The organism is Providencia sp. UF-183, assembly GCF_058246155.1.
The window spans coordinates 115,166-127,627 of record NZ_JBSICD010000005.1; the positions used below are offsets into that span (position 1 = coordinate 115,166).

At 39.4% G+C, this 12,462-nt stretch carries 13 protein-coding genes and 1 other RNA gene; 7 read left to right on the forward strand and 7 right to left on the reverse strand.

Features of this window, described 5'->3' with window-relative positions:
• Nucleotides 1-31: 31 nt before the first annotated feature.
• A complete protein-coding gene (locus tag AC4IFT_RS06165; RefSeq protein WP_490750849.1) occupies nt 32-1,477 on the reverse strand; it encodes an ankyrin repeat domain-containing protein in 1,446 nt (481 codons plus the stop codon).
• 158 nt (nt 1,478-1,635) lie between these two features.
• Complete coding sequence (gene grcA, locus AC4IFT_RS06170; protein WP_042844740.1) at nt 1,636-2,019, reverse strand: autonomous glycyl radical cofactor GrcA; 384 nt, start codon at nt 2,017-2,019, stop codon at nt 1,636-1,638.
• Between the two features lie 382 nt (nt 2,020-2,401).
• Here grcA and ung point away from each other — a divergent pair, with 382 nt between their 5' ends.
• A complete protein-coding gene (ung, locus tag AC4IFT_RS06175; protein ID WP_490732214.1) occupies nt 2,402-3,082 on the forward strand; it encodes a uracil-DNA glycosylase in 681 nt (226 codons plus the stop codon).
• Nucleotides 3,083-3,137: 55 nt separating this feature from the next.
• Here the strand turns inward: ung and grpE are convergent, their stop codons facing one another.
• Nucleotides 3,138-3,731 carry a nucleotide exchange factor GrpE gene (gene grpE, locus AC4IFT_RS06180; protein WP_490750850.1) on the reverse strand — a complete coding sequence of 198 codons (594 nt, stop codon included), beginning with the start codon at nt 3,729-3,731 and terminating at the stop codon, nt 3,138-3,140.
• Nucleotides 3,732-3,832: 101 nt separating this feature from the next.
• On the opposite strand from grpE, the gene nadK reads away from it, so the two are divergent.
• The 3 genes from nadK (at nt 3,833) to bamE (ending at nt 6,969) form a co-directional block, all read left to right on the forward strand.
• A complete protein-coding gene (gene nadK / locus AC4IFT_RS06185; RefSeq protein WP_490750957.1) occupies nt 3,833-4,732 on the forward strand; it encodes an NAD(+) kinase in 900 nt (299 codons plus the stop codon).
• 85 nt (nt 4,733-4,817) lie between these two features.
• Nucleotides 4,818-6,479 (forward strand): DNA repair protein RecN, encoded by a 1,662-nt coding sequence (recN, locus tag AC4IFT_RS06190; RefSeq protein ID WP_273803619.1) that lies wholly within the window; start codon nt 4,818-4,820, stop codon nt 6,477-6,479.
• A 112-nt stretch (nt 6,480-6,591) separates the two neighbouring features.
• Nucleotides 6,592-6,969 (forward strand): outer membrane protein assembly factor BamE, encoded by a 378-nt coding sequence (bamE, locus tag AC4IFT_RS06195; RefSeq protein ID WP_219246882.1) that lies wholly within the window; start codon nt 6,592-6,594, stop codon nt 6,967-6,969.
• Between the two features lie 178 nt (nt 6,970-7,147).
• On the opposite strand, the gene AC4IFT_RS06200 is transcribed toward bamE, so the two are convergent.
• The gene (locus tag AC4IFT_RS06200; RefSeq protein WP_219246880.1) at nt 7,148-7,444 is read right to left on the reverse strand and encodes an RnfH family protein; all 297 of its coding nucleotides are present in this window, start codon (nt 7,442-7,444) and stop codon (nt 7,148-7,150) included.
• Nucleotides 7,437-7,871, reverse strand: coding sequence for a type II toxin-antitoxin system RatA family toxin (locus AC4IFT_RS06205; protein WP_206082531.1), 435 nt, complete (start codon nt 7,869-7,871; stop codon nt 7,437-7,439). Before AC4IFT_RS06205 ends, AC4IFT_RS06200 begins: the two co-directional genes overlap by 8 nt.
• A gap of 153 nt (nt 7,872-8,024) precedes the next feature.
• Here AC4IFT_RS06205 and smpB point away from each other — a divergent pair, with 153 nt between their 5' ends.
• The 3 genes from smpB (at nt 8,025) to AC4IFT_RS06220 (ending at nt 10,690) form a co-directional block, all read left to right on the forward strand.
• Nucleotides 8,025-8,507 (forward strand): SsrA-binding protein SmpB, encoded by a 483-nt coding sequence (smpB, locus tag AC4IFT_RS06210; protein ID WP_219246878.1) that lies wholly within the window; start codon nt 8,025-8,027, stop codon nt 8,505-8,507.
• Between the two features lie 48 nt (nt 8,508-8,555).
• Nucleotides 8,556-8,919: a transfer-messenger RNA gene (gene ssrA, locus AC4IFT_RS06215) on the forward strand.
• Between the two features lie 82 nt (nt 8,920-9,001).
• On the forward strand, nt 9,002-10,690 hold the full coding sequence (locus tag AC4IFT_RS06220) for a hypothetical protein (protein WP_490750851.1): 1,689 nt from the start codon (nt 9,002-9,004) through the stop codon (nt 10,688-10,690).
• A 631-nt stretch (nt 10,691-11,321) separates the two neighbouring features.
• Here AC4IFT_RS06220 and AC4IFT_RS06225 read toward each other — a convergent pair.
• Both AC4IFT_RS06225 and AC4IFT_RS06230 read right to left on the reverse strand, forming a co-directional pair.
• Nucleotides 11,322-11,900, reverse strand: coding sequence for a hypothetical protein (locus AC4IFT_RS06225; protein WP_490750852.1), 579 nt, complete (start codon nt 11,898-11,900; stop codon nt 11,322-11,324).
• Nucleotides 11,901-11,912: 12 nt separating this feature from the next.
• Nucleotides 11,913-12,389: an Hcp family type VI secretion system effector gene (locus AC4IFT_RS06230; protein WP_490750853.1), complete on the reverse strand. Its 477-nt coding sequence runs from the start codon at nt 12,387-12,389 to the stop codon at nt 11,913-11,915.
• Between the last annotated feature and the right edge of the window lie 73 nt (nt 12,390-12,462).

Sequence of the window (12,462 nt, forward strand, 5' to 3'; positions counted from 1 at the left end):
CAATCAAACGGGTTTCGGCCCGTTTTTTATTTTATCCCATCATATTGACTATTTTATCCCGCATTCTTTTTCCTTCTGGTGTTAATAGCTCTGGTTTGATTATGTGATTTTCGATTATATCTTTGCAATCTAGTCCTTGGTTATTTTTCGTTCGCCAGTCGGCTCCATTGGCTAATAATAATTCAGCCACATCTAATGCATGACTATTTAAAGCATCATGCAATGGCGTATTACCTAAACTATCTTTAATATTAACCAGCAAACCATTCTCTAACAGTATTTGGGACTGCATCACTCGGCCACTTTGCGCGGCTAGATGTAAAATACTTTTATGTTGTGTTAACTGTGAACTCTTAATCGCTTGCCCATAAGGGGAATCAAGCAAGACTTGCATAAATTGCCCATTTATTGCCCTAGCCGATTGCTGAGCGAGAAAATTAATATCGCAAGATTTATTATGGCTTTTTATAAGATTTGAAAACTCCACAATATTGCCTTTTTTAATTGCGCTCTTACAACATTCTTGCCAATTTATATTTTGTTTTTCATCAGCCGTCGGAAATAATTTTAACGGAATTTCCACCTCTTTATCATATTCCCCTGTAATTGCATTCCAATTATTCCACGGTTTATGTTTACACATCATTTTAATGATTTTCACCATCGAATGGGCAATAAAACTTCTTGTTAATAATCGGTGCGGTAACCAATTTTTCCAAGAACTCTGTTCGCTATAAGCCATTTTAATACGCGTTCCCAGCGCTGAAGGGATAGGTAAAGTATTTTGTAATGAGTCAAGCCAGTCATATTGTACGGTATAAAACCGGATCAGCCCGTCTCTCGCAATTTGTTCCGCAATGTCATAATCGAGCCCAATTCGGTTTACAGTATTCTTTGCAAGACCAGCTGGACTAAATGCAACTCCTGGGCTTTGGCTGGCTAATGCAGCAATTGATGCAAGGCCACCACCTAATGAATGCCCTGTACAAATCATCTTTCCATTGACTGAATTAGACAAAATGTTAGCTAAACCAACTGCTTGGTAGTATTGCGGCTCATATTGGCCAAGACCTTGGCGAATATTGGCGTAAAAATCAACGATGTCATTTGTTCCCGCAAAGCAGAGTATGTATAAATTATCGTATCGGCATATATTGGCTTGAAACCCTGAAGTCCCATCTCCCAATAACTCTGCATCAATTCCTAATATGTTAAGTTGTGTCGTATTTAATCTTTCCACTCCCAAAATGTGTTGCCAGTCTTTGTAGTAAGCTCCATGTGACAATAAAGCCAAAATATAGTCTTTTTTTTGTGCATCAAAGCCCCAAAAATGGTCTTTTGTCATATTTTGGGGCCATCGCTCTCTTTCACACAGTGGAATATCTAAACTGTGATTTTGCAAATAAATACTTAAACCTTCCCTAGCGAGAGAAAGCTCATCCAATGAGTCTAGTGTTGGTTGTATTGATAAAGGCATAGATTCTCCCTAACAAATGCGTATGTTGGAAGAATATTGAATGCTAAATAGTGTTGAAGAGAAATACTCAACTTTATTAGAGGTAAATAAAAAGCCATTGATATCAATGGCTTTAGAATTTATTACATTATGCTAGATGTGATAGTGTTTAAACTTTATTACAAACTTTCAGTGAAAGTACGGGTAATAACATCACGTTGTTGTTCAGGGGTTAACGAGTTAAAACGAACTGCATAACCTGAAACACGGATAGTTAACTGAGGATATTTTTCTGGGTTTTTCACTGCATCTTCTAATGTTTCACGACTTAATACGTTAACATTTAAGTGCTGACCACCTTCAACACGGACAGTTGGTTTCATTTCCAGTGGCACTTCACGGTACTCAAAAGCCCCTAATTCGTCTTTAGCAACGATCTGGCCTTCATTATAATCAGCTTTAGCACAAACGCAGCGCGCTTCATTTTTCTCGTTATCCAGTAACCAGAAAGAATTCAATAATGCTGCATTATCAGTTTTAGTAATTTGAATACCTGTAATCATGTCGACCTCCACGTTCGAACTAGATTGCGCTCGATTTTTGTATCAATCAAAGCTGCATTAACCATCAATCTTATATACATTTGCAATTGGATATTTGGTCTAACCAATGTCTCTGAGTATTTTATACCAGCTCAATAGGTCATTTTCTTTGATATTTATCAATTATTCCGTATAGCAATTAACCAAACCAGCTCAACTTTATGATTTAAATCAATATTCATCATGATGACATTTTAATTATTTTTATAAATTTTCAAATTAATTTGAAATGAATTATAAAGATCAGGGCTTTATCTCTGCTCAACGAACCAGTAAGCTTATTACCATCATTTGGTTCAGTTATAAATTGCGCCAGCCAACATTCATTGTTATGGAAAATTTCATGTCAAATACCATTACATGGCACGACGTCATTGGCCCTGAAAAATTAAAACCGTATTTTAAAGAAACCTTATCCTACGTCGCGCAGCAGCGCCAAGCTGGCAAAGTTATCTATCCGCCACAAGATGATGTTTTTAATGCTTTCCGTTATACCGAACTTGCAGATATTAAAGTCGTTATCTTAGGCCAAGACCCTTACCACGGGCCAGGACAGGCTCATGGACTCTCATTTTCAGTTTTACCGGGTATTAAGCCACCTCCATCCCTTGTGAATATGTATAAAGAACTCGAAAAAGACATCGCAGGGTTTACGCGACCATCACATGGTTATCTACTCAGCTGGGCGCAGCAAGGTGTGTTGCTATTAAATACTGTGCTCACTGTAGAGCAAGGTAATGCGCATTCTCATGCCCATTTAGGGTGGGAAACATTTACAGATAAAGTCATTGAAGCGATTAATGAAAATACCGAAGGCGTCGTATTTTTACTTTGGGGCTCACATGCTCAGAAAAAAGGCAAAATTATCGATACCAAACGCCATCACGTTTTAAAAGCACCTCACCCTTCTCCACTTTCTGCCCATCGTGGCTTTTTAGGTTGTGGTCATTTTTCACAGACGAATGAAATTTTAATTCAACAAGGCAAAGCGCCAATTGATTGGAACCCTGTGATTAATGAATAGCTGCCTGTTTTAGGTAAGAAAAAGAATGGGATACACATGTATCCCATTTAAACAATTATTTCGAAACAATAACCATTGCAGGTCTGAGTAATCGGTTATTTAACGTATACCCTTTTTGCATCACGTTAATCACATGATTAGGTTGGTGATCAGGTGATTCAATCATTGTCATTGCTTGGTGAACTTCAGGGTTGAATGGTACATTCGCATCCCCCACAGGTTCGATACCAAACTTAGCGACAGCATCTAAGAACGTTTTCAGCGTTAAATCTAACCCTTCTAACATCGCTTTAGATTGCTCATTATCGCGATCAGCGGCATCGATAGCACGTTCCAAATTATCAATCACAGGCAAAAGCTCATTTGAGAACTTCTCAAGTGCAAATTTGTGCGCTTTCTCGATATCTTGCTCCGTACGACGACGAATATTTTCAATTTCAGCATGTGCGCGTAACATCGCTTCACGTTCTGTTTTTTGAGAAGCCGCTAATTGTTCCTCAAGCTCAGCAATACGCGCTGCTAACGCTTGTTCGTTTGCTTGCATTTCTTCAGCTTGCTGAACATCCATTTCTTGCTCTGTTTGCACTTTTTGTGATTCATTTTGCTCAGAAGCTTGCTCATCATGCATATTTTGGTCTTTACTACTCATGAATATCTCCGCGTATTTAGCATTAATCCCATATATGAGAGTATTATGGGGATCTAATACAGGGATTCAAGGGAAGTCATACAATGAGAGGCCAAAAAAGTATGCAAAAGGACAATAATACAGCACATTCTCACTTCAAAACGATAGGCATTGTCGGGCACCCAAGGCATCCTGAAGCGTTAGCAACTCATGAACTTATTTATCATTGGTTAATTTCAAAAAATTACCATGCCATTATTGACAAGCAAGTCGCTAAGGATTTGAAGTTAGTGAATGCGACAACTGGCACGTTAACTGAAATTGGCCAACAAGCCGATTTAGTCATCGTAGTGGGTGGTGACGGTAACATGTTAGGTGCAGCTCGTATATTATCTCGCTATAACAATAAAGTTATTGGTGTTAATCGTGGAAATTTAGGTTTTCTCACTGACCTAGACCCCGATAATGCCCTACAGCAACTTTCACGCGTGCTTGAAGGCGAATATCGTGAAGAAAAACGTTTTCTTCTTGAAGCCCAAGTCATTAAGCCTAATCAAAAAGCACGCAAGAGCAGTGCGATTAATGAAATCGTACTCCACCCCGGAAAAGTTGCTCATATGATTGAGTTTGAAGTCTATATTGATGATAAATTTGCATTCTCACAACGTTCTGATGGGTTAATTATTGCCACACCGACAGGCTCAACAGCCTACTCTCTATCCGCGGGAGGCCCTATTTTAACCCCTAATTTAGATGCTATTGTCTTAGTTCCTATGTTCCCGCATACCTTATCATCACGCCCATTAGTTATAAGTAGCGATAGCAGTATTCGCTTAAAATTTATACGCACCAATATTGATTATGAAGTCAGCTGTGACAGCCAAATCATGTTACCAATTCAAGATGGTGAGGAGGTCATTGTAAAACGTAGTAATAAAAATCTGAATCTAGTGCATCCTAAAGACTACAATTATTTCAATACATTAAGCTCAAAATTAGGGTGGGCGAAAAAAACTTTCTAATTTTTTAGCTCTGCCTCTTTACTGTATAAAAAAACAGGTTAAACTGTATGAAAACACAGGTGTGTATTTTCACAGGAGAGCGCAGATGCTTACCCAATTAACCATCAGTAATTTTGCTATCGTTCGTGAGTTAGAAATTGATTTTCGCAGCGGTATGACCACCATCACTGGTGAAACAGGTGCGGGGAAATCTATTGCAATTGATGCGCTCGGTCTGTGTTTAGGTAACCGCGGTGAAGCCAATATGGTGCGCCCAGGTGCACAACGGGCCGATCTTTGCGCTCGTTTTTCCCTATCTGATGCACAAATGGCGGCAAATTGGCTCACAGAACACCAACTTGATAACCAAAACGAATGCTTGTTGCGTCGTACGATTGCCTCAGACGGTCGTTCACGGGGGTTTATTAATGGTGTTTCGGTCCCTCTCTCCCAACTGAGAGAATTAGGTACCTTATTAATTCAAATTCACGGCCAACACGCACATCAACTGTTGCTTGATAATGCACATCAGAAATCCCTGCTTGATGCCTATGCAAACCAACAAGAATTGCTTGCTCAAATGAAACTAGCTTGGCAAACATGGCATGATTCATGCCAGCAACTTGCTGTATTTCAAAAGCAAATGCAAGAACGTGAATCACGTCAGCAACTATTGGATTACCACTTAAAAGAACTCAATGAATTTCTTCCTGTTCAGGGGGAATTTGAAGAAATTGACCAAGAGTACAAGCAACTGGCTAATCATGGTCAATTTTTAACAATTGGGCAGAATGCAGCACAAATATTGTCTGAAAATGATGATGCAAACGTTATTAGCCTACTAAACATGGCAAAAAATGAATTAATCGATCTTGTTGCACTAAGCCCGAAATTCTCAGGCTTGCTTGATATGCTGGAAGAAGCATCAATACAAGTTAGTGAAGTCAGTGATGAAATAAAACACTACTGCGACCAATATGAACTTGATCCTAATCGCTTGTTTGAACTAGAGCAGCGCATTTCTAAACAAATCAGTTTAGCACGCAAGCATCACATTGCACCTGAAGCTCTACCTGAGCTATTTCAACAACTTTTGTCTGAACAAGCGCAAATCGCCAACCAAAATGAAGACTGTGAAGCATTAAACTCACAAGTCCTTGCTGACCACCAAAAAGCCCTCGCTTGTGCTGAACGCTTGCACCATGTTCGTTTACATTATGCACAAGAACTTAGCACACTCATTACCAACAGCATGCACCAGCTGTCTATGCCGCATGGTTTATTCACGATTGATGTAAAATTTGCACCTGAACAACTTCAAACTGATGGTGCTTGTAAGATTGAATTTAATGTCACAACCAATCCAGGGCAACCACACCAATCACTTGCAAAAGTTGCCTCAGGAGGGGAACTTTCGCGTATTGCCCTTGCAATTCAAGTGATTACTGCGAAAAAAATGGATACCCCTGCATTAATCTTCGATGAAGTGGATGTCGGTATTAGTGGCCCTACCGCTGCCATTGTAGGTAAATTATTACGTGAACTTGGCGAATCAACGCAAGTCATGTGCGTAACCCATCTACCTCAAGTTGCAGGGTGTGGCCATCATCACTTTTATGTGAGTAAAGAAACTAATGGCGTTGAAACCGAAACACATATGCAATTACTAGATAAAAAATCACGATTACAAGAACTTGCAAGGCTTTTAGCTGGTTCTGAAGTCACAAAAAATACGCTAGCTAATGCAAAAGAGTTGCTTGCCGCATAATTTTTGACAACTTTTTTGCGCTCATGTGGTCTTAGAGTCGATAAGGAAGGTTTTAAAATGTATCAATGTCGATTATCATTGATGTTCTGACTCCAAAAGGAATGAGATATCCATGCGTTATAAATTGTTAACTGCTGCTGCACTATCACTCGCATTAATGTCTACGGGCTGTTCAATGATGGAACGTCTTGTCTATCACCCGGATATTAACCAAGGTAATTACCTCACAGCGAAAGATGTTGCTAAGATTCAAAAAGGAATGACACAGCAACAGGTCGCTTATACTTTGGGCACACCAATGTTATCCGACCCGTTTGGTACTCAAACCTGGTATTACGTATTCCGCCAAGAACTGGGGCATGATCCAGTTAAGCAAGAAACGCTGACACTTACTTTTGATCGCAACGGTATTCTTACTGACATCAAAAATGAGAAAAATCTTGCTGCTCAAGAGTCTATGGAAGCAGCTGAGGCTAAAACAGCTGACTAAAAATGCATATGCATTGATATAGAACTAAAAATATAACTACCTATAACCGAATATGCGTAGGTAGTTATTTGTATTTTTGTTAATATCTGATAAAGCCTTCTGAGCTTTAACGTTAGAGCTACAGATAACAGAAACAAAAAAACCGAGCAAATTGCTCGGTTTATCAATTCACTAAAGTCTAATTACTTTTTGCTTCTTTCGATTTTTCAGCACGCTTACGGCGCAGTTCTTTTGGATCCGCAAGTAAAGGACGATAAATTTCAATCCGCTCACCATCTTGTATCGTGTCAGAAAGTTTTGCTGGGCGGCTATATATTCCCACTTTATTCTTTTTCAAATCGATATCATCACGCAGTGAAAGGATACCTGAAGCTACAATCGCATCTTCTATTGTTGATCCCTCTGCAACTTTTACAGATAACAAAAATTGCTTTTCTGGGAGTGCATACACCACCTCAATATTGATATCAGACACTATAAACATCCTTAGCTCTTAGTGTAAAAGCTTGAACCATATTATTAGCTAGCTCTTTAAATATTTTGCCGAATGCTAGCTCTATTAATTTATTGGTAAATTCAAAATCAAGGTGAAATTCAATTTTACAGGCATCTGCACTAAGAGGAATGAATCTCCATCCTCCAGACAGCTTACTAAACGGGCCTTCTACCAATTGCATATGGATGCATTTATTGTCTTCAAGCACATTTTTAGTGATGAACGTTTTGCTAATTCCCGCTTTTGATACCTCAACAGAAGCCGTCATTTCCTCAGCACTGTGACTGATAATACGGCTTCCCACACACCCAGGTAAAAAACTTGGGTATGAAATTACATCATTTACGAGTTTATACATTTGTTCTGCGCTAAAAGGGACTAACGCAGAGCGACTAATCTGTGGCATATCAATTCCTATCCCTAAAAACTGGGCATATAATAGCACTATTGATTGGTTAAACAAAAAACAAAACCCATACAGGGCAAGAAATGCACAATCAAAAAAATATCAGCGCAGAAAGATTTCTTTCGACTCAGCTTACAGTATAATGATTGCACTATGACAAAGAAAAAACCATATAAACCCGGTTCAGCAACAATTGCTATGAACAAGCGTGCTCGCCACGAATATTCTATCGAAGAGGAGTTCGAGGCGGGTTTGTCCCTACAAGGTTGGGAAGTTAAATCACTACGTGCTGGCAAAGCTAACATTGGTGACAGTTACGTATTACTTCGAGATGGCGAAGCTTATTTATTTGGTGCTAACTTTACGCCTCTCAATGTTGCTTCTACTCATGTAGTCTGTGACCCAACACGTAGTCGTAAACTATTGTTAAATCAACGTGAATTAGATACCCTTTATGGTAAAGTTAACCGTGAAGGCTACACTGTCATCGCACTTTCTCTCTATTGGAAAAATGCATGGTGTAAAGTAAAAATCGGTGTTGCTCGGGGTAAAAAAGCCCATGACAAGCGTTCTGATATCAAAGAACGTGAATGGCAACTCGATAAAGCACGTATAATGAAACATTCTAATCGCTAAGTCCTAGCTTTATAGGATAATTTTCTGTTATACTGCGTTCAACAACTTGGGGCTGATTCTGGATTCGACGGGATTTGCGAAACCCAAGGTGCATGCCGAGGGGCGGTTGGCCTCGTAAAAAGCCGCAAAAAAATAGTCGCAAACGACGAAAACTACGCTTTAGCAGCTTAATAACCTGCTTAGAGCCTTCTCTCCCTAGCCTCCGCTCTTAGGACGGGGATCAAGAGAAGTCAAACCCAAAAGAGATCGCGTGGATGCCTTGCCTGGGGTTGAAGCGTTAAACTTAATCAGGATAGTTTGTTGATGGCGTGTCTGTCCGCAGTTGGCAAATGAATTTAAAGACTAGACTAAGCATGTAGTACCGAGGATGTAGAAATTTCGGACGCGGGTTCAACTCCCGCCAGCTCCACCACTATCTAACGACCTGATTCTTAACAAGTTTCAGGTCGTTTTTCTTTCTATCATGTCGAAATTGTGCCGCAGGAATGTACCGCATGACGACATTAAAGCTCCCCCACTACCTTTACCAACGTGCTAATACGTGGTGGTTTCGTAAAACCATCCCGACTGCAAACGCTCGCCATGACATCCGGCTGAGCCTCAAAACGAAGCAATTGCATGCAGCCCGATCATTAGCCTTAATCCTCAATAGTCAATATAATCACTGGAAAGCCCAATATTCAGGAAGCCCGAAAATGACCGAAGAACAAATTGTCTTTTTTCAGCAGCAACTCAAGTTACTAGTCAACACGTGGTGGCAGCGTGAAATGGATGATTTTCATGGCAACTTTGATAAAGGCATTAATGAACTCAATGATTTAGTGCACGTTTCAACAGGGATTATCGAGCTTCATAGAACTCGGGCTGATGATAAAGAATATTGGGACAATGCCAAAAACCAGAGAATAGTTGCCTCGGTATTAGATGAGCTCCAAGAGCAACAATTGAATATTCCACCTAATTTAACGGAACAAGACTATCAGCAACTGGCTTATATGGTTGACCAAGCTTATTGGTTTCATTATCAACGGCTCAATGAATATTTATTAAACCCAATACCTGACTGGTTAAACACCCCCGTCCCCCGTGAGGTTGAATCAATCATTGATGATAAGCCACGTTACCCTCTATCTAAACTGATTAGCGAATATCAGGAAGAAAGCCTGCAAAAAGGGCACAGCCAAAAGACCCAAAATAAGTATGCTCAATGCCTCGCCTTAGCAATTAGCTACTTTGGTGATGTGCTTGTTGATACGATTACACCCGAGCAAGGCAGACATTTTCGAGAGTGCTTAAAGACCTTTCCTATTGGGATTAAAACAAAAGAGATGCTGGCACAGCCACTGAGTGAAATCATAAAAAAACATCCACACGCTCAAACCATATCGGTGGAAACGGCGAATTCACACCTGCAAAAAGTGTCCCAGTTTTTTGATTGGATAGTGTCCTTAGGGTATTTAACCTACAATCCTATCCCTCAAGAACCGCTTCCGGCTCCACGGGTTAACCATAAAGACGATAGAGCCGTCATCACTGACGAGGAAGCCATGCGAGTTTTTCAGCATCCCCTGTTTACGATGCATCAAGGCGTCAAAACCAAGAAGATACAGCAGCCTTACCATTTTTGGTTACCGCTATTGTGTTTATTTACGGGTATGCGTCCCGGTGAAGCTTGCCAGTTGTTCACTAATGACGTTGAAAAAGTAAATGACATTTGGTGTATTCGAGTGGATAACCGATATGAAAAACAGCGGTTGAAAACACCAAATGCCAAACGCTACATCCCAATCCATCAACAACTTATTGATTTAGGCTTCTTGGTATTTGTGAACGATAAGGCAGGAACACACCGTGAAGATACACGCCTGTTCCCTGAAATTATGCTCATTCAAGACTCTTTTGCTACCAAGCCGGGTGAATGGTTCAACCGTAATTTACGAGACCGCCAATCGCTTCCTGAGCACGTCACGCTCTATAGCTTTAGGCATTACTTTAGAGATAAGCTACTCGCCCTGCATCCGTCTGATGAATATTTGAATAAGATTATGGGACATCAAACCAGTTCTTACGGTAAAGCCTTACCAAAAGATCAACAAGCCATGCATGAACTCGTAAACAAAGTCGATTATTCAACCATTATTGCTCAGATAAAACCTTATGAAACATTGGATATCTTCCACTAATAGTGGATAAAGCAGTAGACTACTTTTAGTCTACTTGGGGCGAATTTGGATATCGAAAATTATTGTACATTAAGATTATTTTTTAACCTGTTACCTTTGGCAGGTCTCAGTCGACGAAACTTACCTGAACCTGATATCAATCGCCCTTCATGTGAAGGGCTTTTTTGCCTAAATTTAAAAAAACGTTTTCAGTTCACTTTTGTTTCTAAATACCATATTTCTTATCCCATAATCTGCCAGATAAGCCATGATAGGAATAAGAAAAACAAAATGAATCACGTAGGAAGTCATGAATAAATCTGAAATAATTACAGACACTTGAGTGTATCTATTGGTTTGAAACTCCTTAAGCCCCCATACAATGACATTTATCAGATAAGGCATTAAGACATAGGCTACCAATCGGTACTTTTTGTTTATTTTTAGATCTTTTCGTGACGCATAAATAACAAAAATAAACAAAGCAATCAAATAGATAGAAAGCACCAAGGAAAATACTTTTTGATACTCGATTGCCAATCTTGAATTTACCGCGTGAGGATAAAATTTGAAAAAATACTCATGCACGGTTTCTAAATAGAAAAATGCTACACTAAGGGAAAGTGACAGGAATAAGATTAAGAACCTATTTTTAATAAGCACCAGAGAAAATACCTCCACGCTTAGGGTAATGAAGTTCTATTAGCTTATTTCTGAACGTCCACGGGTCTTCACGAAACAGCATATTCTCTTCAAGTGCATTAAATACGCCTCCACTTTCTTTCAAAATATAAAAAACAGTGTCAGCACACATAGCCCAACCTGCTGTGCCATAATTATAAATTAGCTCAGTGATTTTGTCTGCTTGCTCTCTAGGTACTGTAAATTCAATTATTTGGACATCTTGACCATCCCACAACTGAAAAGACAGGTAATCATCCCAATTGAATTCAGGATAATGGAAAAACTCCCCTGAACCTCGAGGGGTACGGTATTCTTCAATATTGTTATAGCATTCTTTTGAGGGGCATTCCGAATACCCGCCAGACGGGTCATATAGTAAAGCGTCCTCTCCTTCTCCCACGACCAAGCCAGTATGACCAATACCCCAGTTATAGTTAACTATTACAAATATTTTAACAGGGTCTTCTATCAATGAAGCTATGTATGGTTGTGGTGATGATACAATCGGCACATTAAAACGGTTAAAATATACATCATTGATTTTCATTGATATTTCCCATTATAATGTTTCACCTCGAATGCTATATCCCGATGCGTTAGCCTGAATGTGAGTGTAAGAAATGCTCTCGTATAAAAGTGATACTTTCTCAAATGACTGTAGCTCATTTTCAGTTAGAGAACTGGGGGATTCGTTTGTAATTCTAACAATACTGGCTTTTGTTAATCTTATTTTTTTGTAAGGCGTCAATTTACCGCTTTTATCAACACGGTAGTACTCAAAGACACAATCTAATATTTCATTATGAGATATGGCAGAGAGTAGTAGTGCTGAGGATTTATCGTCGGCTTTGACCATGATAAACGGTGCATGGGAAACATTTTGTTTTCTGGCTAAGTCATACGTTGTTGAATAAACCAATATTTCATCCGCATGATTTTCTTGATACCGGTTACCTATCGAGTCATAACTTGAACAACCTGCAGAAATCAACCCTTGTTTGTTGCCTTGCATTGTTAAATAAATAATATCAGCCACAACGACCTCTTAATTAGTCGTTAATTTAACTTAGGCTAGATCAACCATTGGTAGATTTACAATAAGTTAACTC

Bases quoted from the DNA above. Each gene is read 5' to 3' on its own strand.
- AC4IFT_RS06165 (WP_490750849.1), bottom strand. From the start codon at position 1,477: ATGCCTTTATCAATACAACCAACACTAGACTCATTGGATGAGCTTTCT.
- grcA (WP_042844740.1), bottom strand. From the start codon at position 2,019: ATGATTACAGGTATTCAAATTACTAAAACTGATAATGCAGCATTATTG.
- ung (WP_490732214.1), top strand. From the start codon at position 2,402: ATGTCAAATACCATTACATGGCACGACGTCATTGGCCCTGAAAAATTA.
- grpE (WP_490750850.1), bottom strand. From the start codon at position 3,731: ATGAGTAGTAAAGACCAAAATATGCATGATGAGCAAGCTTCTGAGCAA.
- nadK (WP_490750957.1), top strand. From the start codon at position 3,833: ATGCAAAAGGACAATAATACAGCACATTCTCACTTCAAAACGATAGGC.
- recN (WP_273803619.1), top strand. From the start codon at position 4,818: ATGCTTACCCAATTAACCATCAGTAATTTTGCTATCGTTCGTGAGTTA.
- bamE (WP_219246882.1), top strand. From the start codon at position 6,592: ATGCGTTATAAATTGTTAACTGCTGCTGCACTATCACTCGCATTAATG.
- AC4IFT_RS06205 (WP_206082531.1), bottom strand. From the start codon at position 7,871: ATGCCACAGATTAGTCGCTCTGCGTTAGTCCCTTTTAGCGCAGAACAA.
- smpB (WP_219246878.1), top strand. From the start codon at position 8,025: ATGACAAAGAAAAAACCATATAAACCCGGTTCAGCAACAATTGCTATG.
- AC4IFT_RS06220 (WP_490750851.1), top strand. From the start codon at position 9,002: ATGACGACATTAAAGCTCCCCCACTACCTTTACCAACGTGCTAATACG.
- AC4IFT_RS06225 (WP_490750852.1), bottom strand. From the start codon at position 11,900: ATGAAAATCAATGATGTATATTTTAACCGTTTTAATGTGCCGATTGTA.